22 protein-coding genes are annotated in these 26010 nt (G+C 68.3%); 11 read left to right on the forward strand and 11 right to left on the reverse strand.

Annotation, left to right across the window (positions count from 1 at the left end; translation table 11 throughout):
• Positions 1-132 precede the first annotated feature (132 nt).
• The 4 genes from OXG79_12890 (at position 133) to OXG79_12905 (ending at position 5184) form a co-directional block, all read left to right on the forward strand.
• Positions 133-690, forward strand: a complete 558-nt coding sequence (locus tag OXG79_12890; protein ID MCY3784662.1) for a MarR family winged helix-turn-helix transcriptional regulator — start codon at positions 133-135, stop codon at positions 688-690.
• A gap of 266 nt (positions 691-956) precedes the next feature.
• The gene (locus tag OXG79_12895; GenBank protein MCY3784663.1) at positions 957-2753 is read left to right on the forward strand and encodes an ABC transporter ATP-binding protein; all 1797 of its coding nucleotides are present in this window, start codon (positions 957-959) and stop codon (positions 2751-2753) included.
• On the forward strand, positions 2753-4630 hold the full coding sequence (locus tag OXG79_12900) for an ABC transporter ATP-binding protein (GenBank protein ID MCY3784664.1): 1878 nt from the start codon (positions 2753-2755) through the stop codon (positions 4628-4630). The genes OXG79_12895 and OXG79_12900 overlap by 1 nt, the downstream gene beginning before the upstream one ends.
• 8 nt (positions 4631-4638) lie before the next feature.
• Complete coding sequence (locus OXG79_12905) at positions 4639-5184, forward strand: GNAT family N-acetyltransferase (protein ID MCY3784665.1); 546 nt, start codon at positions 4639-4641, stop codon at positions 5182-5184.
• Between the two features lie 54 nt (positions 5185-5238).
• Here OXG79_12905 and OXG79_12910 read toward each other — a convergent pair whose 3' ends face one another.
• The 3 genes from OXG79_12910 to OXG79_12920 form a co-directional block, all read right to left on the reverse strand.
• Positions 5239-5520, reverse strand: a complete 282-nt coding sequence (locus tag OXG79_12910; protein ID MCY3784666.1) for a hypothetical protein — start codon at positions 5518-5520, stop codon at positions 5239-5241.
• A 99-nt stretch (positions 5521-5619) separates the two neighbouring features.
• Positions 5620-6081: a VOC family protein gene (locus OXG79_12915; GenBank protein ID MCY3784667.1), complete on the reverse strand. Its 462-nt coding sequence runs from the start codon at positions 6079-6081 to the stop codon at positions 5620-5622.
• 13 nt (positions 6082-6094) lie between these two features.
• Positions 6095-7780: a hypothetical protein gene (locus OXG79_12920; protein MCY3784668.1), complete on the reverse strand. Its 1686-nt coding sequence runs from the start codon at positions 7778-7780 to the stop codon at positions 6095-6097.
• A gap of 346 nt (positions 7781-8126) precedes the next feature.
• Here OXG79_12920 and OXG79_12925 point away from each other — a divergent pair, with 346 nt between their 5' ends.
• Entirely contained in the window at positions 8127-8762 is a 636-nt protein-coding gene (locus OXG79_12925; GenBank protein MCY3784669.1) for a hypothetical protein, read from the forward strand.
• Between the two features lie 188 nt (positions 8763-8950).
• On the opposite strand, the gene OXG79_12930 is transcribed toward OXG79_12925, so the two are convergent.
• The gene (locus OXG79_12930; GenBank protein MCY3784670.1) at positions 8951-10765 is read right to left on the reverse strand and encodes an ABC transporter ATP-binding protein; all 1815 of its coding nucleotides are present in this window, start codon (positions 10763-10765) and stop codon (positions 8951-8953) included.
• A gap of 18 nt (positions 10766-10783) precedes the next feature.
• Positions 10784-12520, reverse strand: a complete 1737-nt coding sequence (locus tag OXG79_12935; GenBank protein MCY3784671.1) for an ABC transporter ATP-binding protein — start codon at positions 12518-12520, stop codon at positions 10784-10786.
• Between the two features lie 243 nt (positions 12521-12763).
• Here OXG79_12935 and OXG79_12940 point away from each other — a divergent pair, with 243 nt between their 5' ends.
• The 3 genes from OXG79_12940 to OXG79_12950 all read left to right on the forward strand — a co-directional run bounded on the left by OXG79_12940 (position 12764) and on the right by OXG79_12950 (position 15544).
• Positions 12764-13813 (forward strand): hypothetical protein, encoded by a 1050-nt coding sequence (locus OXG79_12940; GenBank protein ID MCY3784672.1) that lies wholly within the window; start codon positions 12764-12766, stop codon positions 13811-13813.
• A 149-nt stretch (positions 13814-13962) separates the two neighbouring features.
• Positions 13963-14868 (forward strand): CehA/McbA family metallohydrolase, encoded by a 906-nt coding sequence (locus OXG79_12945; GenBank protein MCY3784673.1) that lies wholly within the window; start codon positions 13963-13965, stop codon positions 14866-14868.
• A gap of 202 nt (positions 14869-15070) precedes the next feature.
• Positions 15071-15544 carry an isoprenylcysteine carboxylmethyltransferase family protein gene (locus tag OXG79_12950; GenBank protein MCY3784674.1) on the forward strand — a complete coding sequence of 158 codons (474 nt, stop codon included), beginning with the start codon at positions 15071-15073 and terminating at the stop codon, positions 15542-15544.
• A gap of 219 nt (positions 15545-15763) precedes the next feature.
• On the opposite strand, the gene tpiA is transcribed toward OXG79_12950, so the two are convergent.
• The 3 genes from tpiA to ftsY are packed head-to-tail and all read right to left on the reverse strand — an operon-like array spanning position 15764 to position 18260.
• Positions 15764-16531 (reverse strand): triose-phosphate isomerase, encoded by a 768-nt coding sequence (gene tpiA / locus OXG79_12955; GenBank protein ID MCY3784675.1) that lies wholly within the window; start codon positions 16529-16531, stop codon positions 15764-15766.
• Positions 16528-17310, reverse strand: a complete 783-nt coding sequence (locus tag OXG79_12960) for a sugar phosphate nucleotidyltransferase (protein MCY3784676.1) — start codon at positions 17308-17310, stop codon at positions 16528-16530. The genes tpiA and OXG79_12960 overlap by 4 nt, the downstream gene beginning before the upstream one ends.
• Positions 17307-18260: a signal recognition particle-docking protein FtsY gene (ftsY, locus tag OXG79_12965; protein MCY3784677.1), complete on the reverse strand. Its 954-nt coding sequence runs from the start codon at positions 18258-18260 to the stop codon at positions 17307-17309. The genes OXG79_12960 and ftsY overlap by 4 nt, the downstream gene beginning before the upstream one ends.
• 89 nt (positions 18261-18349) lie before the next feature.
• Between ftsY and OXG79_12970 the strand changes: the two genes are divergently transcribed.
• Positions 18350-18601 carry a SelT/SelW/SelH family (seleno)protein gene (locus OXG79_12970; protein MCY3784678.1) on the forward strand — a complete coding sequence of 84 codons (252 nt, stop codon included), beginning with the start codon at positions 18350-18352 and terminating at the stop codon, positions 18599-18601.
• 55 nt (positions 18602-18656) lie between these two features.
• Here the strand turns inward: OXG79_12970 and OXG79_12975 are convergent, their stop codons facing one another.
• From OXG79_12975 to OXG79_12985, 3 genes are read right to left on the reverse strand one after another with little or no spacing between them, the layout of a single operon-like run.
• Complete coding sequence (locus tag OXG79_12975) at positions 18657-20450, reverse strand: DUF2723 domain-containing protein (protein ID MCY3784679.1); 1794 nt, start codon at positions 20448-20450, stop codon at positions 18657-18659.
• A 27-nt stretch (positions 20451-20477) separates the two neighbouring features.
• Positions 20478-21785, reverse strand: coding sequence for a heterodisulfide reductase-related iron-sulfur binding cluster (locus tag OXG79_12980; GenBank protein MCY3784680.1), 1308 nt, complete (start codon positions 21783-21785; stop codon positions 20478-20480).
• Positions 21782-23140, reverse strand: a complete 1359-nt coding sequence (locus OXG79_12985) for an FAD-binding oxidoreductase (protein MCY3784681.1) — start codon at positions 23138-23140, stop codon at positions 21782-21784. Before OXG79_12985 ends, OXG79_12980 begins: the two co-directional genes overlap by 4 nt.
• A gap of 51 nt (positions 23141-23191) precedes the next feature.
• Between OXG79_12985 and panC the strand changes: the two genes are divergently transcribed.
• Positions 23192-24103 (forward strand): pantoate--beta-alanine ligase, encoded by a 912-nt coding sequence (panC, locus tag OXG79_12990; protein MCY3784682.1) that lies wholly within the window; start codon positions 23192-23194, stop codon positions 24101-24103.
• Positions 24100-25989: a selenocysteine-specific translation elongation factor gene (gene selB, locus OXG79_12995; protein MCY3784683.1), complete on the forward strand. Its 1890-nt coding sequence runs from the start codon at positions 24100-24102 to the stop codon at positions 25987-25989. Before panC ends, selB begins: the two co-directional genes overlap by 4 nt.
• The last annotated feature ends 21 nt before the right edge of the window (positions 25990-26010 follow it).

Below are 26010 nucleotides of genomic sequence, written 5' to 3' on the forward strand. Positions count from 1 at the left end.
AGGCGGGACCAGTGTCCCGGATGACACCGGAGCTACTGGTCGAGTCCCATTAGGGGCGCCCCTACACCTGTTGAGGAAAGAAAGGCGAATCGCCCTTGACACAACCGTCCGGTCACCATACGATCCACCATCATGACGGTCCGTGAAATAGACGACCGAGCCGTGGCAACGTCTGGAAGCGACGACGCGACCGCTGATGCGCTCGTCCAGTCCGCGCGGCAGCTCTTGGTGCTCGGACGGCGCACGGGGCGGATTGCGATGCGGTTTGCCACCGCCCATGCGGATGAGCTTGACCTCACCATGCCGCAGTTTCAGACGCTGCGCGCCTTGCGCCACCGCAGTTGCCGCATGAGCGATCTCGGCGGTCGGCTGATGGTGAGCAAGCAATGGGCCTCGCAGAGCGTCGACTCGTTGGTTCGCGCGGGCCTGGCGACGCGGGCGGAGGACCCGGACGACCGCCGCCACGCGGTGGTAAGCGCCACGCCGGAGGGTCTCGAGGCACTCGAGACACACGAGCAGGCCCTCGCCACGTTCCTGGCGGGTGCGCTGGACGGGATGCCCGCCGAGGCGCTCGAACGCCTCGATGAGGCGTTGACTGAGCTGAATGCGCACATGGCCCGGCGCCGCGACCAAGGCTATTTCCGCTCGCTGCGAGAAGCGGGCAAGCGTGAATCCGGAGACAAGACATGACCGATGAATCCCGCTCGCCGCAGCCTGCTCCCGCTGAGGGGAGAGGCGGCAGGCGCGGCTCGCGACGCCCCGCATCCCAAACGGAACCCGCTGAGGGCGGAAGGGACGGGCGCCGGCGAGGGCCTCGCGGCAGGGGACGACGCGGACGCGGCGACGGAGACGGCCCGCCGGGATTCTCGCCTGGCGACGGTCGCGGACGCGGAGGCCAACACGGCGGCGGGCAGCCGCCCATGGGCGAACCGGGTGGAATGCGCTCGGAGCCGCGCATGGCGCTGGGGTCGAGCCAGCAGGTCTTGCGTCGTCTGGCGGCCTATGCGCTGCCGCATTGGCGGCTCGCGGCGGGGACGCTTGTGGTCACCCTGCTGGCCACGGCGGCCGAATTGGCGATTCCAAAGGTGCTGGAACAAGTGGTGGACAACGGACTGAAGGAGGGCTTGATCGCCGTCTTGATCGTGCTGGCGGCGATCGTGGTGGCGCTGACGGCCGTGAAGGGCACGGCGCAGTTCGGGCGCCAGTTCGCCTCCGAGTGGCTGGGCCAGCGGGTCGTGTTCACGATGCGCAACCAGCTTTATCGACATGTCCAGAGCCTGTCGTTTGGCTATCACGACCGCGCGCGCACCGGCGAGTTGATGTCCCGGACGACGAGTGACGTCGAGCGAGTGCGCCGCTTCGTGTCAATGGGCGCGTTCCAGCTCGTGCAAATCGCGCTGCTGCTCGTGGGCGCCGCCGTGATGCTGCTGGTCACCGATTGGCAACTGGCCCTGCTGTCGCTGCTCACCGTGCCGGTGATGGCGGTGCTGGCGGTGACATTCGCGCACCGCATCCGCCCGCTGTTTCAGGCAGTGCAGGAGGCGTGGGCGGACCTGAACGCCACGGTGCAGGAAAACCTGGCGGGCGCGCGCGTGGTGCGGGCCTTCGCCCAGGAAGAAATGCAGCGGGCGCGGTTCGAGCCGGTCAACAAGGAGGTCACCGACCGCAACGTGGAGGTGATGCGGCTGTTCGCGATGCGCATGCCGCTCTTCACAGCCGTGCTCGGCCTGGGCCAGGTGGCGGTGCTGTGGTACGGCGGATGGAAGGTGATCGAGGGCGAGGCGACCATCGGCGCCCTGTTGGCGTTCAACGGCTATCTGCTCCTGCTGATGATGCCCGTGCGCATGCTGGGCATGACCATCAACAGCTTTGCGCGGGCGGTGGCCTCGGGCAATCGCATCTTCGAGGTCCTGGACGAGCACTCCGAGGTGCAGGAGGCCGCGGACGCCGTGGCGCTTGACGAGGTGCGCGGCGAGCTGCGCTTCGACGGCGTGTCCTTTGAATACGAGGGTCAGCAGGTGCTGGACGACCTGTCGTTCCGGGTGCGGCCCGGCGAGGCGCTGGGCATCGTCGGCGGCACCGGCTCGGGCAAGAGCACCATCATCAATCTCTTGCCGCGGTTCTACGACCCGTCGTCCGGCCGCGTGCTGGTGGACGACGTGGACGTGCGGCAGGCGCGCCTGGCGTCGCTGCGGGGGCAGATCGGCATCGTGCATCAAGAGCCCTTCGTCTTCGCGACCAGCCTGCGAGAAAACATTGCCTACGGACGCCCCGGCGCGACCGACCAGCAGGTCGAGGCCGCGGCCCGCGCGGCGCAGATCCACGACTTCGTCGCGGGCCTGCCCCAGGGCTACGCGACGTCCGTGGGCGAGCGCGGCGTCACGCTCTCGGGCGGCCAGAAGCAACGGATCGCCATTGCCCGGGCGCTGCTGCTCGACCCGCGCATCCTGGTGCTCGACGAGTCGACCTCGAGCGTCGACACCTGGACGGAGCGGGCCATTCAGGAAGCCCTGGCGGATGCGCAGCGGGGCCGCACCACGCTCATCATCAGCCAACGGATTCGCAGCGTGCGTGACGCCGCCGAAATCATCGTGCTGGAGCAGGGACGCATCGTGCAGCGCGGGCGACATGAGGAATTGATCGAGCAGGAAGGCCTCTACCGCGACATGTGGCTCACCCAAGAGGCCGAGGCCGAGGAGCTGCGCGACGCCCAGGCGGCGCCCGCCGCCCCGAGTCAGGGAGGGGCGGGCTAATGGGCATGGCGGGACGCATGATGCTGGGGGGCATGGGCGACGACACCAAGGCCTACGATCACCGGATCGCGCGGCGGCTGCTGGCCTACCTGCTGCCGCACCGGCGACGGCTGGCGGTGGTGTTTGTGCTGGTGGTGCTGGCGGCGGCAGCGGCGAACGTGGGTCCGCTGCTGCTGAAGATCGGCATTGACGACGGCATTTGCGGCGGCGCGCTTGACTGCAGCGACCTGACCCAGGTCCAGGGCAACGGCGGCCTGCTGGCGATCGTCGGGATGGTCTACATCGGATCGCTGGGCCTGATGTGGGCGCTCAACTACTTCCAGGTGCTGCTCACGGCGGCCATCGGCCAGGCGAGCCTGCGGCAGTTGCGCAACGACATGTTCGCCAAGCTGCAGCGGCTGTCGCTCTCCTATTTCAGCCGGCATCCGCTGGGCGCGGTGATGTCGCGCATCACCAACGACGTGGACGTCATCAGCGAGTTCGTGACGCTTGGCGTGACGTCGCTGGTCGGCGACGTGGTGATGCTGGTGATCATCGTCGGAATGATGTTCGGGCTGGATTGGCGGCTGGCGCTGGTATCCCTGGCGGTGATGCCGCTGATGTGGCTGGCGAGCCGCGTATTCAGCAAATGGGCGCGGAACGCGTTCCGGCAGGTACGCTCCACCGTGGGCGACGTCTACGGCAACTTGCAGGAGAGCATCGACGGCGTGCGCACGGCGCAGTCGTTCGTGCGCGAGGACCGCAACGCCGCCGCCTTCGAGCAGACCAACCGGCAGAACGTGGACGCCAGCGTGCGCGCGGGCGCCATCGTGTCGGCGTTCATTCCCGTAGTGGACACAATCTCGGCGCTGGCGACGGCACTGGTGATCGTCGTCGGTGGCATGTTCGTGATCAACGGCGAGATGGGCGTCGGCACGCTGGTGGCCTTCATCGCGCTGATCGCCCGCTTCTTCACGCCCATTCAGCAGCTCACGCGCTTCTACAACCAGCTCCAGTCCACCATGGCGGCGGGCGAGAAGATCTTCGAGCTGATCGACGAGCCGCTGGACGTCGAGGACCAGTCGGACGCGCGGGCGCTGCCGCAGATCCAGGGACGGGTCGAGTTCGACCACGTGACCTTCGGCTACAACGGGACGGACGTGCTGCACGACATCTCGTTCGATGTCGAGCCCGGGCAGCGCGTGGCCCTGGTGGGGCCGACCGGCGCCGGCAAGACGACCACGGTGAACCTGCTGGCCCGCTTCTACGAGGCGGGCCGTGGCGAGATCCGCATCGACGGCGTGCCGTTGGACTCGGTGACGCAGGACTCCCTGCGCGGCCAGATGGGCATCGTGCCGCAGGACAGCTATCTGTTCTCGGGCACGATCCGCGAGAACATCGCCTTCGCGCGGCCCTACGCCACCGACGAGCAGGTCGTGGAGGCGGCGGAGGCCGTGGGAGCGCACGACTTCATCCAGCGGCTGCCGGAAGGCTACGACACCGATGTGCGCGAGCGCGGCGCGCGGCTGTCGGTGGGCCAGCGACAGCTCATCTGCTTCGCTCGCGCGCTGCTGGCGGACCCACGCCTGCTGATCCTGGACGAGGCCACCTCGAGCGTGGACGCCCACACCGAGCAGATCATCCAGCGCGGCCTCGACCGGCTGATGGCGGGGCGCACGTCGTTCGTCATCGCGCACCGGCTGGCCACCGTGCGGGGCGCCGACCTGATCCTGGTGTTCCAGGACGGCCAGATCGTGGAGCGCGGCGGGCACGACGAGCTGCTGGAAGCCGGCGGGCTCTACTACCAGCTCTACACCACCGGCTTCCCCGGCGACGAGACGCCGGAGCAAACCACGGCCACCGAGACCATGGTCCTCAACCGCCGGATGTGGATGTAGCCGGCTCGGTGCGTCTGCGCGCGGCCACGCTGGCGGACGCCGCGGCCATCGCCGAAATTAACGTGCGCGCGTGGCAGACCGCGTTTCGCGGAATCGTTCCGGACGAACGGCTGGACGCGATGCGAGTCGAAGAGCGTGTTGACCGCTTTCGGCAGCGTCTGGCGCCGGCGGAGTCCGCCAACCAACGCTTCATCCTCGCGGTGTCCGGTGACACGGCGCTCGGATTCGTGGGCTTTGGGACCACGGGCGACGAGGACGTGGACCCCGCCCGCGTGGCCGAAGTGCACGGGCTCTACGTGCACCCCGCGCACTGGCGGCGAGGAGCGGGTCGGCGACTGCTGCGCGCCGCCGTCGACGCCTTGGCCGCCGACGGCTTCGAAACCGCGACGCTCTGGACGCTGGCGGCCTGCGAGCCAACGCGGGCGTTTTACGAATCGGTGGGGTGGCGGACAGACGGCGCGGAGTCCGTGTGGGAGGAACGGGACGGCCTGGAGCTCGTGCGCTATCGCAGAATCTTGCCGACCAGTGAGCCGGAGTCAGACCCAGGCCCATAGCGGCCGCCGATCACGATGCTCGGCGCGGGACGGGTGCCGCCAAGCCGCTGCGCGCTAAGCTGCCGCCTCTTTGTCCCCTGCGGCGCGTCGGCCGTTCATGCCCGCGAACAGCCCTTCGATGACGCCTTCGACCCGCGCCACGCGCTCGCTCAGCGTGTCGATCCGAGTTTCGAGCGACTCGAATCGGGCATCCATCCGGGCTTCGAGGGCCACAAAACGATCTTCGAGCCGGTCGATGCGAGCATTGAAACGCGCCGTAACGGTCAGAATGAGGCCGCCAAGCCCGACGAATAGCGCCGCGCCCACGCTCAGAATTCCGATCAACTCTGGGGTCATGCGTGGGCCTTTCGGCAGGCCGCTGACGGCGGCCTGTGGCGAACAACTATAGCGCCACCGGCTGGGCGCACTCGATTCCGTTCCGGCGACGCACCCTCGCTACACCGCCGTCACCGGCGCGCGGAGGTCGAGCTCGACCGTGATGCCGTCGGGATCGCGCAGATAGAGCGTCCCGGTGCCTTCGAACTCGCCGGCCGTCTGCCAGACGGGCGCCTCGCGGTGGAATGTCGCACCGAGCGCCTTCAGCCGCTCGACGGCCGCGTCCCAGTCGTCCACGGACAGGCACAGGTGCGCGTTGCCGGCGTTGTAGGTCTCGAGGTCGACGCGTCCCGGCGGCGGCTCGTAGTAGCGCAGCAACTCCAGCTCGACCTCGGTGCCCGGCAACCGGAACAGCGCGATCTCCAGGCTGCAGTCGGGGTAGCCGATGATGTCGCTGATGTAGGGCTCGTCGTAGCGGCGGCGGAAATGGGGGCCCTCGCCGAGCAGGGCGCTATAGAACGCGACGGATCGGTCCAGGTCCGCCACGGTGAATCCCACGTGAACGACCTTGGTCACACCCATGCGAACGGCCTCCTTAGCTTCGGTAGCGCACGTGCGCTTCGAGCTTCTCGATCTGGACGGGCTGGGGACTCGGCGTGCCGCGGGCCAGCCGCACGCCGACGAGGTTCTCCCCCACCGCGAACTGATTCGGCTGGGCCGGATAGACCAACCAGCCATCCTCGACGGTCGGAGGCCCGAGCCGGAGGTTGTTGAGCCGCACCTCCACGCGGTCGGCGATGGCGCGGGCCGGAGGCTCGTTCATCAGGCTGCGGTCGGGGTGCCCGATCTGGGCAATCTCCACGGGGTCCAGCCGTTCGTCGTCAGGGAGCGCGTTGGCGGCCGGGTCCGAAAGCAGCACGCGCACGTCCACGCTCGCCACGTGTTCGGCCTCGCCCGCCACGTCATCGGCCACGTACAGCGTCAGCAGGGTGTCGGCGGCGCCGTCCCAGGCCAGCGGGGCGGGCAGCGGCGCGAACATGTTGGAGTTGAAATACATGTTGCGCGGCGTGTACCAGCCTTCCGGGTTGGGGATGACGATGGGGCCGTGGCCGCCGCCGCGCCGCTGGACGACGAAGGTCTTGGCCTTGCGGTGAAAGCCGTCCGGCTCGGCCAGCTCGACGTAGGCCCGGTGTTGGGCCTCCGCCGCCGGCCAGTTCAGCGCCTTCAGGCCGATGCGCTCGGCCGACTCCAGCGAGCTGTGCTCCCAGTTGAACGTCTGCACGCCGTCCGCGCCCTGGTGGAACCAGTTGGCGAACACGCCGCGGAACACCTCGATCGGCGGCCACATGTAGCCGTCGGAGGAGTGATGGTCGTCGATGGCCGGATAGAGCTTGATCGGCGTCCCCGCCGTGATGCGGCGGAACGCGGCGATATCCACGTCGAACGAGCGGCAACCGATGACCATCAGGTCCACGAGCAGCTCGCGGGCCCAGGCTTCGATGTCGATGCCGTCGAAGTGGCAGCCCATCAGGTTCTCGGGCACCCGCACGGCCAGCAGCAGGGGTCGGCCGCGGGCCTCGGCGACGTCCAGGGTCATGCGGCGCACCTTGCGCATGAACGTCGTCAGCCGGTCCCGCAGCTCCCACTGCCGCCCCCACGGCAGCACCAGCGGAATGCGGGCGAAGTCGAGCGTGATGCCGTCGTAGTCGTAGTCCTCGGCAATCTCGCGCAGGATGCCGAGCTTGTAGTCGTGGACCTCGTCCAGGGCGAAGTTCCAATAGCCGTTGGCGTTCCAGGCCGTCATGAGCAGCTCCGGGTGCTGCTCCTTCATGGGAATCGGGCTCACCGGGCCGAGATCGTTGTCCGAGCCGTTGATGCGGTAGAGGTGGAAGTTCTCCAGGCCGCGCCGCTGCGACGCCTCCAGGAAGATCTGCAAGATATTGACGCCGTCGTCCGCCCACTGGCGGTACCCGGGCGCGTCGATCAGGACCTGGGTGCGGCTGGGAAAGGGCGCCTGGTGCCCCTCGTTCCAGTCCCACCACATGCTGTCCAGGCGCACGGCGGGATCGTCGGCCCACTCGAACTTGAAGGCCAGCAGGTCGTCGATGTCCTTGATCGGAAAGTTGGCGCCGTCGCCCATGATCACGTCGAAATGGACCACGATTCGCCGCCGGCGCTCGATGGCGGCCAGGTGGTCGGCGGAGAGATCGACCCGCGCATCGCCCGGCGAAGTGAACGGCTCAGCCATGCGGCCCTCCGGCACGGAGCGAAGCCCCTTCACGGTGCGCCCCTAGCGGCCCGGCGTCAACCGTGGTCGTGATCGGATGATTGTCCGCCAGGCTCCAGGCCGTCGCACGCGCTCTGGACATCGCCCGACTCCTCACCCACGGCCTGACCGAAACTGGCGAACGATAATTCTTGACCCGCAGGTTGCCGAATGGTACGTTTCGGCGCGTTGCAACGGGAGCCTGTGACAGCGAACCATCTGAAATGGCCGAGGTTTTCGATTTCTCTTCTAGTTCCTTGACGGAAGCTCCTGTGGCACGAATCTTCGTTCCTTTGCAGCGGAAGGGAATACTATGCGCACGTTAGCCCGACGACGGCTCCTCATTCCGCTTGCAATCCTAATGCTGCTCATCCCGGCTGCGGCGTTTGCGCAAAGCGACGCTGCTGATCGCTTGGTCGAGCTTATCTTCTCTGAAGATGATTCCGAGGTATCGATCACCGAAAACATCCAGAGCACCGCTCGAGTCACTTTTACCCACGACGGCCAGGACTACATAATGAGTGTGCCCGTGGATATCGCCATTGATGAGACCATTCCGATTGCCGATAGCGTGAGTGCAACTAGCGCCGCTGCGCGCGTGGGCGTCTACGCCATTGAGGTAACAGCCGTCGAGGAAACCACGGAGGAAATCGAAGTTGGCTACTCGTCCGTGGAGCCGAGCAGCGACGACAACAAACTCGTAGGCGTGTCGTTTAATCTTACAAACCTAAGCGATTCCGCACAGGAATTCAGTGACATATTCGACAATGAGAAAGTGTTCGGTATCGACGACCTTGGGCGTCGCTTTGAGATGGCTAAGCTGCTAGGTTGCGACGAGGTAAACCCTGGTGGCATGGTCGAGTGCATTGCCGCATTTGACGTCGAAGAGAGCGTCACCATCACCGAGATCGAGGTGCATGCTATGGACGAACGCGTGATCACCTTGCCGGGAGAAGACGAGGAGTCGGACGAGGACGACGAGGAAGAGGAATCCTAGTGCGCGCCCGGAGCATGGCCGTGCACCGAGAGGGATCCAACGGCCAGAGGCGACGATGCGAGAGAGCTGCTTCCACCGCGTCTAGTGGGAGACGGTAACGCGGGTGTGCGTGAACAATCCAACCGCGTTCGACTTGTGCGCGGAATGACCGTCCGGGTGAACGCAGTCCCGTGGCGTCGGGCGCTGACTCAAGGTCTTTCGGCTTCCGGACTTAGCACCGAGCGCGCATAGAGCGAGTGGTAGAGACCGCGCCGCGCCAGCAGTTCCTCGTGCGCCCCCTGCTCGACGAGGCGGCCTTCATCCAAGACCAAAATGCGGTCGGCATTCCGCACCGTCGAGAGTCGGTGGGCGATGACGACCGAGGTGCGTCCGCGTAGTAGGCGGTGGAGGGCCTGCTGGATGTGCAGTTCCGTCTCCGTGTCCACGTTGGCCGTCGCTTCGTCAAGGATCAGGATTCGCGGATCTCGCGCCATGGCCCGGGCAAAGCTGATCAGCTGGCGCTGGCCGACGCTCAGGTTGCCGCCGCGCTCGTAGAGGGCGGTGTCATAGCCGTCGGGCAGGCGCGTAATGAACTCGTGCGCCCCGGCGGCCCGCGCGGCGTTGACGATGTCGGCGTCGCTCAAATCGGTCCGGTCGTGCCGGATGTTCTCCCAGACCGTGGCTGAAAAGAGAAAGGCTTCCTGCGGGACGATGCCGATCTGCCGCGAAAGGGAGTCGCGGGTGACGTCCCGCAGGTCATGCCCGTCCACGGTTACGCGCCCACTGGTGACGTCGTAGAGCCGTAGCAGCAGCGAAACGAGCGTCGTCTTGCCGGAGCCGGTGGGGCCCACGACCGCCACCGTCTCGCCCGGCTCCACCGACACGCTGATGTCATGCAGGACAGGTTGCCCGGGTTCGTACTCAAAGTGGACGTGCTCATACTCGATCCTGCCGGTCACGGGCGGCAGGACGATCGCATCCGGCGCCGGGCGCACGGCGGGCTCGATCTCCAGGAGCTCGACGGCCCGATCAGCCGCCACTAACGACCGGGTGAGCTGGCCGAACTCACCGGTCAGGTCGCGAATGGGCTCGAAGAGCCGCTCGATGTACAGCGCGAAGGCGACGAGCAGGCCGACGGAGACGGACGTGCCGATCCCCTGGCCCATGACGAGGATGACGAACGCCAGAGCAAGTGCCGCGAGGAGCTCAACCGACGGCCACAGTCCGTAGCGGTAGCGCGCGGACCGCAGCGTGGCGTCCAGGTTGTCCCGGTTCACGCTGCGGAAGCCGCGGGTGTTCTGCTGCTGGCGGTTGAGACTTTGCACGACGCGAATGCCCGCCACGTTCTCTTGGACGCTCGAGGTGACGTCGGCGATGGTCTCGCGGGCTCGGCGAAGGGGCCGGTGCGCAATCCGACGCCAAAACGCCAGACTGGGAATCAGCAAGGCGACGAACGCCAGCGTGATCGCCGCAAGCCGCGCGTCCATCGCCAGCATCGCGGCCGCGATGCCGATCACGCTCACGAAACTCGCCGTCGACGACGTGAGGATCCAAAGCGAATCCGCCAGTTGCTCCATGTCGTTCTGGACGCGGGACATGATCTGCCCCACCTGATTACGGTCATAGAACGACATTGACAGGCGCTGCAGATGCGCCACGAGCTTGGTGCGGATATCGAGCACCACCCACTCGCTGAGCGTCACCATGGTCCGGCTATGGATCAGGCCCGTGGCCAGGCGGGCCGCGGCGATGAGGCCGAAGAGCCCCACGCTGGCGGCAAATCCAAGCAGGTCGTTTCCAGGCGTCGCCAGCAGTTGGTCGATGGCCAGCTTGACCGTCCACGGCAACGCGACGACTGTGCCGCTGTACGCCAGCATGGCGACGACCGCCACCGCCAGCCGCCCGCGGTATGGGCGAAAGTTCCGGAGCAGCCAGAGCAGCATCCGCCAATAGCGCGTCTGGCGGTTGGGGTCCAGATCCAATTGCGCCCGGCCGCCGGCCGCCTGGGCCACTGGTGTCGCCATCAGCCCCAACCTCGATGGTCACGCATAGGAGCCGAACCCGCGCATGTCATCAGCCGGACGTAGCTGGAGGTCGTGAATCCGGCGATAGGGGCCATCCCGTTGCAGCAGATCGTTGTGGGTGCCTTGCTCGACGATCCGGCCCTGGTCGAGCACCAGAATGAGGTCCGCGCGCCGCACCGTGGAGAGCCGGTGGGCGATGACAAGTGCGGTTCGGTCTCGGAGCACCTGCACCATTGCCCGTTGGATCAGCGCCTCGGTCGCGACGTCGACGCTGGACGTGGAGTCGTCAAGAATGAGAATTGGAGGCGCCAGCAGGAGCGTGCGGGCAATGGCGAGCCGCTGGCGCTGGCCGCCGGACAGGGTTGTGCCGCGCTCGCCCACCCAGGTGTCATAGCCATCCGGCAGGCTCTCAATGAAGCCATGCAGCTGGGCGGCCCGGGCGGCTCGAACCACATCCTCCATTGACGCATCGTCGACGCCGTAGGCGATGTTGTCCCGAATGGTGGCCGAAAAGACGAATACGTCCTGCATGACGATGCCAACGCTGCGGCGCAGCGACTCGAGGGTCACGTCCCGGACGTCCACGCCGTCGATGGTGATTCGGCCCGCCGACGCATCGTAGAACCGTGGCAGCAGGTGCGCGATGGTGCTCTTGCCTGAGCCCGAGCCGCCGACGATCGCCGCCGTCTGACCGGGACGCAGCTCAAATGAGACGTCGTGTAACGCGGGCACGTCGTCGGTGTAGGCAAACGACACCGAGTCGAACACGACGTGCCCGCTGGCGGACAACTCTCGGGCATCCTCGGCAACGACAAGCGGATTCCTGGTGTCGAGAACCTCGAATATGCGCGTGCCCGCGGCCATGGCGGTGGAAAAGAGTCGTACCCGCCACTCCAGGCCCGCGATGGATCCGCCCAGCATCACCAGGAACAGCACAAATGCCGCCAGCGTTCCGGCGGTGATGACCCCTTGCTGCACCTGCCATCCGCCAACGAGCAATATCGCCGCTATCAATGCGGCGTAGAGGAAGGTGAGGACGGCGTCCCTGGTCACGGCGAGACGGTCGGCGAGAATGAAACTGCTGGCGACCGCGCTGGCCCGCTGCCGATACCGCCGCTTCTCGTAGTCTTGGGCGCCCAGAGCCTTCACCGTTCGAATCCCCGTCAGGCTCTCTTGCAGCGCGGTGTTCATGCGACCGGTTTCCTGGAAGACCTGGGTATAGATCCGAAACAGTCGAAGGGCCAACGAGACCCCATACCCCGAGATCATCAGGGAGCCGACGAGGACTATGAGACCCAGCTGCCAGTTCATGCTGAGCATGACGATGATGGGGAGGAAGAACAGCGTGAGGAATGCGATGCCGTGCATCACGCCGGTCGATATGAAATTGGCGCAGGCGTCGGCGTCGACGGTGGCTCGTGACATCAAGTCGCCGGTCTTCTGGCGGTCAAAGAACCCGAAGTTGAGCCATTGCAGCTTGGCGACGAAGTCGTTCCGGAGCCGGTACTCGGTCACCCGGCCGACGCGCTCGGCCAGGTAGAGGCCCAGGTACCCCAGCATCGCCCGGACCAGGCCAGCCGCGATCATGAGGACCGCGATCAGCGCCAGCGCATCACGACCCTGCGTCAGAAGAGCGTCGACGGCGTCGCCGGCAAGGAGCGGAAGCACCACCCGCGGCACGATCGAGGCAACCATGACGACGGCTGTCACGATGACGAGCGCCCGCTGCGTCAGGGCGTACTTGACGAGACGCATGAGGGTCGGCATGTAGGTTTGGAACTCTTGGTGGCCTGCGAGGAATCTCTGGCCGATCGGAACTTCGCGAGACCACGCGAGCCACAGGACGCCGTGCCTCAACGTTGCGCGGTCGTAGCCGCGGCGTCAACCGCTGGCGACGCCATCGGATATCCTGGCATCCAGGCGGGAGGCGTGGCTCGCGGAGGGGCGCGCCCGGAACCTTCCCGTGCGCCGAGCGGGATCGAATGGCCGGAGGCGACGATGCGAGAGGACTACTTCCACCGCGTCCAGCGAGAGACGGCGACGCGGGTGTGGGTCAACAATCCCACCGAGTTCGATTTGAGCGCGTCGGTCGACGCCGGCGCCGTCTCGGGCACCACTAATCCGACCTACGGCTCCGTGCTGCTCAGGCGCGAGCCCGAGTACGTCGAGCCGATCATCGACGAGGTGGCGGCCGTCGAGTCCAACCCGTACAAGGCCGCCGACGAGGTCTACCAGCGCATCACGCGCCGGTTCATGGAGGGCTTCCTGCCGCAGTGGGAGTCCAGCGGCGGACAGTGGGGCTTCGTGACCATGCAGGACGATCCCCGCCTCGACGAAGACCCCGACCTGATCGTGGACGCCGCCCTGCGGCACCGCGAGGTCGCGCCGAACTACCTCGCCAAGATCCCGGTCATCGAGTCGGGCATGGAGGCCATGCGGCGGCTGGTGGGCCTCAACATTCCCATGTGCGCCACGGAGTGCTTCGCCGTCTCGCAGGCCGTGGCCATGTGCGAGGTCTACGAGAAGGCCGCGGACGCCACCGGCAACACGCCGCCCTTCTTCATCACGCACATCACCGGCGTCCTCGACGACGACCTGAGCGAGTGGGTCGCGGAAAACGAGATCGACCTCACGCCGGAGCTGGTGCGGATGGCCGGCTCGATCGTGGCGCGCAAGCAGTACAAGGTGATCAAGGAGCGGGGCTACCGCACGATATTCCTCGGCGGCGGCGTGCGCGGGACGCACCACTACACCGAGTTCGTGGGCGGCGACGCGCACATCACGATGAACTGGTCGACGTTCGACGAGCTGATCCAGGAGGACGGGCCGGTCGTCGACCGCATCCACTTCGCCGACGACCCCGCCGATATCGCCGAGCTGCGGGCGAAGATTCCGCGCTTCGCCACGGCCTACGACGATGACGGCCTGACCACGGCGGAGTTCACCGAGTACCCGGCGCTGGTGCGGTTCCGCAACTACTTCATCGACGGCTGCGAGCACCTGGACGACGAAATCGCCAAGCGACACGCCGCCGCGGCGGTGGTGTAGGGGCGGCCCCTGCCTGGATCCGGGCGCCCACAAGGGACGCCCCTACACGGATGAGATGTGAGAGTTGGCGCGGGTCAAGCGGCGGCGCGCCGTGGCTCCGCTCGGATTCTGGGTCGAGGCCCGGATCACGGAAGGGAAACGGCTAAGTCATGACATCTGACGAGCACGCGGGCGACCCCTTCGCGGTCGAGGGCCGCTGGTATCGCGGCAACTTGCACACGCACTCCACCAACTCCGACGGGCGGAAGTCTCCCGAAGACGCGGTGAACTGGTACCGCGACAACGGCTACGACTTCATGGCCCTCACCGACCACAACGTGCTCAGCGACACCTCGGCGCTGTGCACCGACGACTTCATCACCATTCCCGGCATGGAGATGCACGGCCCCGACCCGTGGCTCGGGACGCGGTATCACATCGTCGGCCTCGGCATGCACAGCTTCGACCGCGGCGACGAAACCTTGGGCCCGCAGGAGGCTATCGACCGCGTCAACGCCGACGGGGGCCTGGCGATCCTGGGGCATCCCTACTGGCTCGGCCAGACCGCCGCCGACATGAGCGAGTTGGAGGGCTTCGCGGGCATGGAGGTCTTCAACTCCATCTGCGACCGCAACCGGGCCAAGGGTTTTTCGTCGGTCCATTGGGACGACTACGGCGACACGCTGGGCATCACCTGGGGCTTCGCCACCGACGACACGCACTGGATGCTCAATGAGGAGGGCCGCGGCTGGGTGATGGTGCGCACCACTGACTTCAGCCAGCGCGGCCTGCTGGAAGCCATGCGCGCGGGGCACTTCTACGCGTCGATGGGCCCGGAGCTCCACGACGTGCAGATCAGCGCCACCCATGTGACGGTTCGCTGCTCGCCGGCGCGGCGCGTGTCCCTTATCACCGCCCGGGCGGGCGGAGACAGCCGTCACGTCGACGGCGGCGAACTGCTCACCGACGTCAACCTCGAGCGGCGCGAGTCGCCGGCGTATCCCGAGCGCTACCTCCGCGTCGAGGTCGAGGACGCCGAGGGCCGCATCGCCTGGTCGAACCCGCGCCCGGCCTGAGGCGCGGCGAGCGTTTCACTTCCGGCCGTCCCCGTCACCCCGGCGAAAGCCGGGGTCCAGGTTCGCCCGACACGCCCGAGTCCCCGCCTGGATTCCGGCCCCGTATCGAGTACGGGGCAGGCTCTCCGCCGGAATGACGGAAGGTTTCGCAACGGTCTCCTCCAAAGGAGAATGGACTCAAACAGAGGATTCCTGAGACCGCATGAAGCTCTTCCTCAAGGTCGCGCTGTTCACGGTGGTGGTGCCGGGATCGGTTGCGGTGCTCGTCCCGTTCCTTCTCGGCGGTGACCGAACCGTCGCCGGCGGGGCGTGGCTTGGGCTGGCCGTATGCCTCTTCACGATCGGCATCTCGATCTACCTGCGCGCCGTGTGGGACTTCGCCATGATTGGAAAAGGAACCCCCGCGCCAATAGATGCGCCGAAACGGCTCGTCGTCCGCGGCATCTACCGCTACTCGCGCAACCCCTTGTACGTCGCCATGCTAATCATCGTTGCCGGGTGGGCCGCGCTCTTCGCAACGGCCGTACCGCTGGCTTATGCCGCAGGCCTCTTCATCCTGCACTCCCTAGTCGTTCGCTTCCACGAGGAGCCCCACCTCGCCCGCGAATTCGGCGATGAGTACACGGCCTACACGCAGCAGGTCGGCCGTTGGCTCCCTCGCCTGCGGCGTCGGTAGGTCCGCGCCCGCAGCCACTTTCGAGGGGTGGCCTAACGCCCTGGCCTGAAAGATCCGATGTCGACCCCCAACTCGCCCTTCTCCCTTCCAGGAGACCCTCGCCTAACGATTCCGTCATTCCCGCGAAGGCGGGAATCCACCCGTCATTGAATCTGGGGGCGCGCCGAACATTTGGGGTAGGGGCGGGTTTCAAACCCGCCCGCTCAGGCCAGGGACTTCTTACGAAACCGCGCTCCGCGCGATGGCGATGAAGTCGTCCGCCTTCAGGCTGGCCCCGCCGACCAGCGCCCCGTCCACGCCATCCTGCGCCAGCAGCTCGCGCGCATTGCCCGGGGACACGCTGCCGCCGTACAGAATGCGCGTGCGCTGGGCCGCCGCGGCGTCCAGCGCCTGGCTCAGCGCCTCGCGCGCCCAGCCGATGGCCTCCGCGGCCTGCGCGGGAGTCGCCGTGCGCCCCGTGCCGATGGCCCACACCGGCTCGTAGGCCAGCACCAGCGGCTCGGCGGCTCGGGAATCGATCCCGTCGAGGGCCGCCTGAACTTGCGCGGTGATCAGCGCCCGCGCCCCGCCGGCATCTCGGACGAACTCGGTCTCGCCCACGCAGACGATCGGCGTGAGGCCGGCGGCCAGGGCCGCCCGCAGCTTGCGATTCACCATCTCGTCGGTCTCGCCGAAATCGGCGCGCCGCTCCGAGTGGCCCACGATCACCACGTCCGCCACGCCGGCCAGCATCGGGGCCGAGATTTCGCCGGTAAACGCCCCGCTATCGAGCCAATGCATGTTCTGCGCGCCCACCCGCACTGACGTGCCCACCACCGCGCGCGCCACGTCGGTCACGGCGATCGCGGGCGGGCAGAGCACCAGGTCGACCCCATCGGGCGGTCCGGCCCGGACAATGGCGCGGGCCAGCTCAACGCCCGATCGCGGCGTCGTGTGCATCTTCCAATTCCCGGCCACGAGGGGGCGGCGGGCGGGCGGAACCCTCACCCTACCCCTCTCCCAGAGGGAGAGGGGACCGGATTCGACGCGCTGAGGTCGGTCCGGTTGGCGCCTTGTTCGGCCACAAGGTTGCACGCCTGCAGGTAGTGCTCGATAGACTCGCCGCAGTCGGCCCAGTAGCCCTCCAGCAGGTCGTGGGTCATCTCGCCGCGCGCCAGGTAGGCATTGTTGAGGTCCGTGACCTCCAGCTCGCCGCGTGCCGACCGGTCGAGTTGCCGCACCAGGTCGAAGGCGTTCTCGTCGTAGAAGTAGATGCCCGTCACCGCCAGGTTCGAGGGCGGGCGCTCGGGCTTTTCGATGAACTGCACGATGCGGTCGCCGTCCAGCTCCGCCACGCCGTAGGCCTGGGGATTCTCCACCTCGGTGAGCAGCACCTTGGCCCCCGACGGCTGGGCCTCGAACCGGCGCGCGGCCTGCACGATGTTCCCGCCGATGATGTTGTCGCCCAGGATCACCAGCATGCGGTCGCGGCCCACGAACGGCTCGGCCAGGCCAATGGCTTCCGCGATGCCCCCCGCGCCATCCTGGTAGGTGTAGCCGAGGTGGTCGATGCCGAACTCGCGGCCGTTGCCCAAGAGTTGCAGAAAGTCCCCGGCGCTCGAGCCGCTGGTCACGATCAGGATCTCGGTCACTCCGGCGTTCACCAGCGTCTCAATGGGGTAGTAGATCATCGGCTTGTCGAAGACGGGTAGCAGTTGCTTGTTCGTCACGCGCGTCAGGGGGTCCAGACGCGATCCCGTGCCGCCGGCCAGAATCACGCCCTTCATGCACTGCGCTCCGTGTCGTCGTCGCCGGCGAGCACCGCGGCGGCGAACTCCTCGGGCTCGAACACCGCGAAATCCTCTGTCCGCTCACCCGTACCGATGAACTTGATCGGCACGCCGAGCGCGCGCGTGACGGCGAATGCCACGCCGCCCTTGGCCGAGCTGTCGAGCTTGGAGACGATCACGCCGGTCACGTCCACCGCGTCGCGAAACGCCTGAGCTTGGCGCAGGCCGTTTTGCCCGGTCAAGGCGTCCAGCACCAGCAGCACCTCGTGCGGCGCGCCGGGCACCTGCCGCTCGGCCACGCGGCGCACCTTGGCCAGCTCGTTCATCAGGTTGAGATTTGTGTGCTGGCGGCCCGCGGTGTCGGCGATGACGTAGTCGACACCGCGCGCCTTGGCTGCATCCAGGGCGTCGTAGACCACCGCCCCGGGATCGCTGCCCGGCTGATGCGCGACGACCGGCGCCTCGATGCGCTCGCCCCAGATTCGGAGTTGGTCGATGGCCCCTGCGCGGTAGGTGTCGGCCGCGGCCAGGAGCACCGAATAGCCGTGGCTTTTGAGCAGCGTCGCCAGCTTGGCGATGGATGTCGTCTTGCCCGCGCCGTTGACGCCCACCACCAGCACCACCTGCGGCGGTTCGCCGGCGGCGAACGCTCGCTCGCCGCTGCCCAACTCCGAGGTCAGGCGTTCGCGCAGCAGTGCCCGGGCGGCTTCGGGGTCCTTGATGCCCGCGTCCTGCACGGCCTCCTGCAGCCCTTCGACGAGCTCCAGCGACAGCTCGGGACCGAGGTCGGCTTGGATCAGCAGCTCTTCGAGCTCCTCCCAGTCGGCGTCGTCCAGGCCGCCCCGGTCGAACCAGCGCCGCAGCCCGCCGCCAAAGCGCCGGCGCGTGGGCGCCGCGCCGGCGTCAACCGACGCGCTCTTGGCTCGCCGCAGCCGTCCCAGCCGCATCCCTAGCTACCGGCGTGCGCGCGAGCCGCGCGTCGTGCGAGGATGGAGTCGCACGCAGGAATCATGACCCACATCGGCGGGAGTGCAACATGTCGCATGGCGCCCGAGTCTCCATCGAATACTGCAGTCAATGAAACTATCTCCCCAGAGCCGTCCGTGCGACGGAGGAGATTCTGACCGAGTTCGCGAGCGACGTGGCCGAGTGGACGCTGATTCCTTCCGGCGGCGGCGTGTTTGAGGTGATGGTTAACGATCAGCTCGTCTTTTCCAAGCGCGAGTTAAAGCGGCACGCCAAGCCCGGCGAGATCTATCCGCTGGTCGCCGAGGCGCTGGCGGGGTAGCTCGCCGGGGAACGCGCCGGGCCGGACACGACCGAAGGGTCGCCCGTGACCCTGATCAGTTCTGCATCACGCACGTTGGCGGGCACTGGGCCTGGGGCGTCGGTGGGGCGCGCGGCTCGGGCATCGCCAGGGGCAATCCTTCGGGCAACCGCTCGATGTCCCGGGCGTCGAGCTTGCGCACCCGGTTCCAGGCAAACCCGTGCGCGGTGAAGATATCCAGGTTGGGAATCCACCGACGTTCGCCGTCTGAGACCAGGTATATGCGGTCGTCACTGTCCTTGATCAAGTCGCCGTCGCTCACGTGAGCGGCGATGAAGACCTGAAAGAAGGCCCCCTCCTTCACGACGGCGAACTCCCGCTCGTAGTCCGGCGTGCTTGCCTGGAGATACAGGCTGCGACCGCTCAGCAGGATCTCTTCCGCTCGGTCGATTCCCATCGTTTTCAGCCCTGACACCTGAACCTGAATGTTCTTGTCCGCACCGAAATCGTCGACAAACAGCGCATACCGGTGATGCCACGAGGACGGCCAGGTGCTCATGTACACGCTGTTCGGCACCATGTGTCGGATCTGCGCCCGCGCGTGCTCGGTCAGGACCTTGGCGTGCCCCGTAATGCCGCTGATGTTGCGCCACGCATCCCCGGTCATCTGCACACCGGCGCGCGCCGCAACCCCGGCCAGCAGCGCCAACGACACCACCCACACCGCCGGTCGTACAAATCGAGCGAGCCGCAGTCGACGGAGCGCTGCTGGCGCCGCCGCGAGGAGGAGTGCCAAGCCCCCCGCCAGCCAGATCCCAAGAATGACGTAGACCACGGCGAAGTAGTGGTCATAGTCCGGAATCGTGTAAATGAACGTGAACAGCCCGGTTAAAGCGGCGGTGCCCAGGGTCCATCCCGCGAATCGCCAATCTCGCGCGGCAACGACGAAGAAGCCCGCAATGATCGCCACGACCCAGACCCACCCAAACTCGCGCAGCACGTCGGCGGTGAACTCTTGCCAGCGGGGCCCCAGGTGCTCGCCGGGTGTGACGAAGAGGCTGCGCGCAATGCTGGTGCCGCCCGGCGCGGCCGTAGAGGAGAACGCGTGGTCCCAGATATCGCGAAACCCGAGCAGCCGCTCCGTCTCGGGCTCTCTGAACGCCACTGGGGTCCAGCGGGCGCGCAGCAGATAGATCCAGGGAGTCAGGCCGATCAGGAACGCGCCGGCCGCCAGCGCCGCTTCGCGTGGCCGCGGCCGGCGCCACGGCCGCCGCGCCAGGACGTACGCAAGCGTAAAGGGCAGCATGAACAAGCTGAGCGCGTGATTGGTGAACGACAGGCCGGTGGCCAGGGCCACCGCCGCCAACCGCACCGGCGATGGGCGCCGCTGGAAGGCGCGCAGCGAAGCGGCCACCGCCAGCATGAGCACCATCTGCAAGCTGAAGCTCTCCGCTTGAACCCCGAGTGTCCAGACGCGGAACCCGGTGCCGAAGACGATCGCCGCTCCGAGCGCGGCCACCCACGAGCCGGTGACGTCCCGGGCCACGACGAACAGCAAGACCGTGGCCAGCGCGGCGAACGTCCCATTCACGACGTTGGCCGCGTGGGCTGGTTCCAGGAAGCTCAAGGCGTGGGACCCGAGGAATACCGCGGCTGTGAGCAGCGGATACGATGGCGGGTGGGCGATGCCGCCCAGATACCCCAGCGTCTGAAACTCGCCTTCGTCGCCGCCGTTCACATACGGCACCGCGCTCAGCCAGTAAAACGGCAACGCCAGCCCGGCCAGCACCACGATCGGCAGCCAAAACTGAATGTGCGGCCGGGCGGCGACGGCCGCAGAGGCCGCCCTAATCCGGTGCGCAGCGCTCATTGCAGCCATCGCCACCTCCGCGTGCGGTCACTCCGTGGCGTAGGCCGTATCCAGAAACTCGGCGAGGTGCAGGACTTCGAGATCGAGGCCTCGCCGCCGCGCGCCGGTGCGCAGGTGCAGGATGCAGCCCGGATTGCCCGACACGATGGTGCGCGCCCCCGTCGCCTCGATCGCGTCGAGCTTTTCATCCAGGATCTGCAGCGACACCTCCGTGTCGGTGGCGCTGTAGAGGCCCGCGGCGCCGCAGCAGATCGTGGGGTTGGCCGTCTCCACCAGCGTCACGCCGGGGACCGCGCCGATCAGGTCGCGGGGCTGCTGCGATATGCCCTGGGCGTGCACCAGGTGGCAGGCGTCCTGGTAGATCACCTCGCGCTCGACCGCGGCCGAGCCTGCAGGTGCCTCGATTTCCGCTAGGAACTCCGAGAAGTCGCGCACCTTGGCGACAAACGCGCGCGCCCGCTCGCCGTAAGCGGGATCCCCGGCCAGCAGGTGGCCGTACTCCTTCAGGGTCGAGCCGCAGCCGGCGGAATTGACGACGATGGCGTCGAAGGCCTCCGCCTCGAAGGCGTCGATGTTGCGCCGGGCCAGATCGCGGGCGGTTTCGCGCGCGCCGCCGTGCACGTGGAGCGCGCCGCAGCACTGCTGGTGCTCGGGAATGTGGACGTCGCAGCCGGCGCGCGCCAGCACCCGCAGCGAGGCGCGGTGGGCCTCGGCGAGCGACAGCGACATGATGCAGCCGGTCAGGAAGGCCACCCGATGGCGGCGCTCGCCCTCCGCCGGCACGAAGCGCAGGTCGGCGGCCTGGAGGAACTCAGCGGACATCGGCGGCGACATCGCGTCGAGCCGCGCCAGCGGCGGCGCCAGGGCCTGCAACACCCGGCTGCGGCGCACCAGCCACTGCAGGCCGCTGCGCTGATACAGCCGCAAGCCTTGCCCCATCAGCCGCAGCGCGCGCGGTCGGGTGAAGACGTGGCGCAGCACCAGGTCGGCGACGCGCCGCGCCCGCGGCAACAGCCCGGCCTGCACCGTCTGTGCGCGCACGTCCTCGATGATCTCGCCGTACTTGACGCCCGAGGGACAAGCCGTCTCACAGGCGCGGCAATCCAGGCAGCGGAAGGTGTGCTTCAGAAAGGTCGGGCTGGTGAGGGACATGTGCCCGTCCGACACCGCTTTGGTGAGCTGAATCCGCCCGCGCGGCGAGTCCATTTCCAGCCGCAGCACGCGGTAGGTGGGGCACTCGTTGAGGCACAGACCGCAGTGCACGCAGGTGGCGATGGTGGCGGGGTCTGGCGCGTCGTGGGTGCTGAAGCCCACCTGCGGCGCGGCGACGCTCATGCGGCATCCGCCAGGAAGCGCCCAGGGTTGAGCGTGCGGTTGGGATCGAACGCGCGCCGCAACTCGCCGGCGAGCGCATGCGCGGCGTTGGACGGATCCACGCCCCAAACATCCAGGCGGCGCTTGACGCCGGGTGGCGCCGCCTCAACCACGACGGGAGCGTCGAACATCCGCGCGGCGCCGCGTAGATCGGAGACGGCGCGGCAAACCGCGTCGGTGTCGCCGCCCGTCCAGCGCACCCGCCCGACGCCGCTCACGGCGTGCGCCTCCGCGCGCCACTCCAGGCCGTGCTCGGCGGCAATCTCGGCCGCCGTCCCGAGAAGCGATGGAATCTGCGACGAGAGGGCGCTCATGCGGGATACCGTATACGGCTCGCCGGTTGGTGGCGGTTCCGCCACACGCACCGCGTCGCGCCAGAGGTCGCGCTGCGCGTCGCCCTCAAGCACGTGTGGGGCGGCGCCGTTGGAGGCGAGCGTCTCGTGCACCATCGCGAGTTGCGCGGCCACCCCGGCCTCCGCGCCGCCGAACCGCACCGCCAGCAGCCAGGGGCCGTCCGGCACGTCGGCTGACGCGACCAGTCGCCGGTCGATGAGATCGACCCCGGTGGGCGCGACCGGCAGGGCCACGATCGACCCAACCGCGCCCCCCGCGTCGAGCGCCGATGCGTAACCATAGACCGCCGTGCGCTCGTTGGCCGGCAGCGGCGCCACCTTCAGGTTTACGCGAGTAATCAGCCCCAGCGTGCCCAGCGCACCAATGTGACCCTTGTGCAGGTCATAGCCGGTCACGTTTTTGACCACCATGCCGCCGGATTTGGTGATGGCGCCGTCCGGCCCCGCCGTCTCCGCGCCGATCACCAGGTCGCGCAGCGAGCCCGAGGCCACCCGGCGCGGGCCCGACATGTTGGTGGCCATCAGGCCGCCCAATGTGGCGGATGCCGCGAATGGCGGGTCCAGCGGCAAGTGCTGGCCCTCCTCGCGCAGCCGAGCCTGCAGCGCGGCCAGCGTGACGCCGGCCTGGACGCCAAGGGTCAGGTCCGCCGGCGTGTAGTTCACGAGATCATTGAGCCCGGTCGTGTCGAGCACCACGTCGACGCGTTCGGGCACATTCCCTAGCCCCATCTGGGCGCCGGCCCCGCGCGGGACGACCGCGGCGCCCACCTCGTCGCACCGCGCCAGCACGGCCGCCGCTTCGTCCGGATGCGCGGGCTGGACGACCACGGACGGCTCAACCCCGTCGACGGCCAACGCCACGAGGTCGCCGGTGCGGATGCGGCTGGCCGGCACATCGCGCGCCAACGCGGCCGCTATCTCCTTGGCCGTAACGGCAGTCGGAGCTTCAGCTTCAAGTGCCATGATTGGCAGTATGGAGTGCGGTCAGGACCGGAACAACCGCCGAGACACGGCATGATCGTGGCGCGCACGCGGGCCGAGTTGGCGGCGGCGCGCGTCGGGCTCCCGGATCGCGTCGGCGCCGTGCTGACCATGGGCGGCCTGCACGACGGCCACAGCGCGCTGCTGCGGGCGGCGCGCCGGGAATGCGCCTCCGTCGTGGCCACGCTGTTCGTAAATCCCAGCCAGTTCGAGAGCGAGCACGACGCCGCCGCCTATCCGAGAGACGAGGCCGCCGACTTGCGCCGGTTCGCCGCCGAGGCCGTGGACGTGGCGTTTGTCCCGCCGGTCCACGAGATCTACGCGCCGGGGTCCGCCACCCAGGTCGGTGCGGGGCGCCTCGGCACCGTGCTCGAAGGCGCCAGCCGGCCCGGCCACTTCAACGGCGTCGCCACCGTGGTCGCCCTGCTGCTCGATCTCACGCGCCCCGCACGCTCCTATTTTGGACAGAAGGATTGGCAGCAAACGTGCGTAATTCGGCAGGTCGTGGATGGTCTTGCGCTGGACGTTGAGCTGCGCGTGGTCGGCACCGTGCGTGACGACGAGGGCCTGGCATTGGGCACGCGCAACGGGCGGCTGTCGGTCGAGGGGCGGCGCGCGGCCCTGGTGCTCCACCGTGCGTTAACGGCCGGCGCCCGGGCTTGGCGCGGCGGCGAGCGGGCGGCGGACCGCGTTGAGCGCACGATGCGGCGGGAGCTCGATACCGAACCGGGCGCCAGCGTCGATTACGCGGTGGCGCGCGATCCCCATACGCTCAACGCCCTCCATCCCAACGCCTCATCCGTCGCGCTGCTCGTGGCCGCCTGGGTGGAAGGGGTGCGTCTGATCGACAACCTCGTCCTCGGCGACGGCCTCGTGGATATCGACCCCGCGCCGCTGCTGGCCGACGCCGCGGCTGCGACCGGCGGCGGTCCGCCCCCGCCGTGACGGCCGGTAGCGACGCCCCGTCCGCGGCCACGGTTGGCACCGCGGGTCACGTCGATCATGGCAAGTCGACCCTGGTACACGCGCTGACCGGCATCGATCCGGACCGTCTCGCCGAAGAGAAGGCCCGCGGCATGACCATCGACCTGGGCTTCGCCTGGCTCACCCTGCCCAGCGGGCGTTCGGTGAGCCTGGTGGACGTTCCGGGTCACGAGCGATTCATTCACAACATGCTGGCCGGCGTGGGTGGGATCGACGCCTGTCTGTTCGTGGTCGCCGCCGACGAAGGCGTAATGCCGCAGACGCGCGAGCACCTCGACATCGTGACGCTGCTGGGCATTGAGCGCGGAGTGGTCGCGCTGGCGAAAACGGATTTGGTCGACGAGGAGTGGCTCGAGCTTGTCGAACAGGAGGTGCGCGAAACCCTGGCGGCCAGCTCGCTGTCCCAAGCGCCCGTCGTCCCTGTCTCCGCGCGCGACGGCCGCGGACTGGACGCGCTCCTGGATGCACTGGATGCGCTTCTGGCGCAGCCGCTGTCCCGACCGCAGGTCGGTGGACCGCGACTGCCGGTGGACCGGGCCTTCACCCAGCGGGGCTTCGGCACCGTGGTGACCGGCACGCTGAACGGCGGGCCGCTGGACGTGGGCGACACGGTCCACCTGTATCCGGGCGGCGCGCGGACGCGCGTACGCGGCTTGCAGACCCATCGCGCGGCCGAGGACCGCGCCTGGCCGGGGCGGCGCGTGGCGGTGAACCTCGGCGGCGTCACGCCCGCCGACGTCCCGCGCGGCACCGTGGTCGCCGCGCCGGGCGCCGTCACCGAGACGCGACGCCTGGACGCCACGCTGCGCCTGCTGCCGTCGGCGCCGCGCGCGTTGAAGCCGGGGGAGCGCGTGTCGTGGCACTCGGGCACTGCCGAGGTCGTGGCGGCGGTGCGCTATCTGGAGGCCGACCCCGTCCAGCCGGGTGGCGCCGGCTGGGTCCAGTGGCGGCTTGGCGAGGCGGTCGCCATCCGCAAGGGCGACCCCTATGTGATCCGACGACTCTCGCCGCCGATGACCATTGGTGGCGGCGAGACCGTGCGCGCGGCGGCCCGCCACGTGCCGCGCGGCGACCCTGCCGCGCTGGAAGCCCTCGAACGCGCTCGCCGCGCCCCGCCCGCCGAGCTTGTGGCCGCGGCGGTCGAGGCCGGCGGCCCGCTCACGCCGGCCGAGATCGCGCGCCGCACCGAGTTGAGCCTCGACCAGGTGACGGCACTGGTGGACGAAATTGAGCGCGCCGGCGGGTTGAGCGTCGTCGGCGGCTACGCGGCGCCGACCGCCGCCGTCGACGCGCTGCGCCGGCGCATTTCTGCCCTGCTATCGCCAAGCGCCACCGGCGGCCTGCCGCAGGCCGCGTTTCCCCGGCAGCTGGGAGCCCCGGCGCCCCTCGTCGCGGCGCTGCTCGAAGGCATGTCCGACGAGGGCCGGCTCGTCCTCAAGGAGGGACGAGTCTTGCCGCCAGGACAAGCGCCCGCGCCGCGCGGCCCCCAGGCCGACCGCCTGCTGGCCGCGCTGGATGAGGGCGGCTTCGCGCCGCCGGACCTGCTCGCGCTGGCGCGCTCCCACGGCGCCTCGAGCGCGCTCCTCGACGCCCTGGCGGTGGCGGGTGAACTCGTCCGCATCACGCCGACGTTCGGTCTCACCCCGGCGGGCTATTCGCGCTGGCGGCAGGCCGTTGGCGAGGCCTTTGCCGCAAGCGACCAGGTCACGGTGAAGCAGCTCCGCGACCAGTTGGGCACTAGCCGCAAGTACGTCCTGGCGTTCTTGGAGCACCTCGACGCCCGGGCCGTCACCCGCCGCGTCGGCGAAGCCCGCATCCTTCTCGACCGCAGCTGGCTGCCGGACTAGGACATTCGTACTCGCCCCCGT

It is taken from the genome of Chloroflexota bacterium, from assembly GCA_026706485.1.
In the GTDB taxonomy this organism is placed as follows: domain Bacteria; phylum Chloroflexota; class UBA11872; order UBA11872; family UBA11872; genus JAJECS01.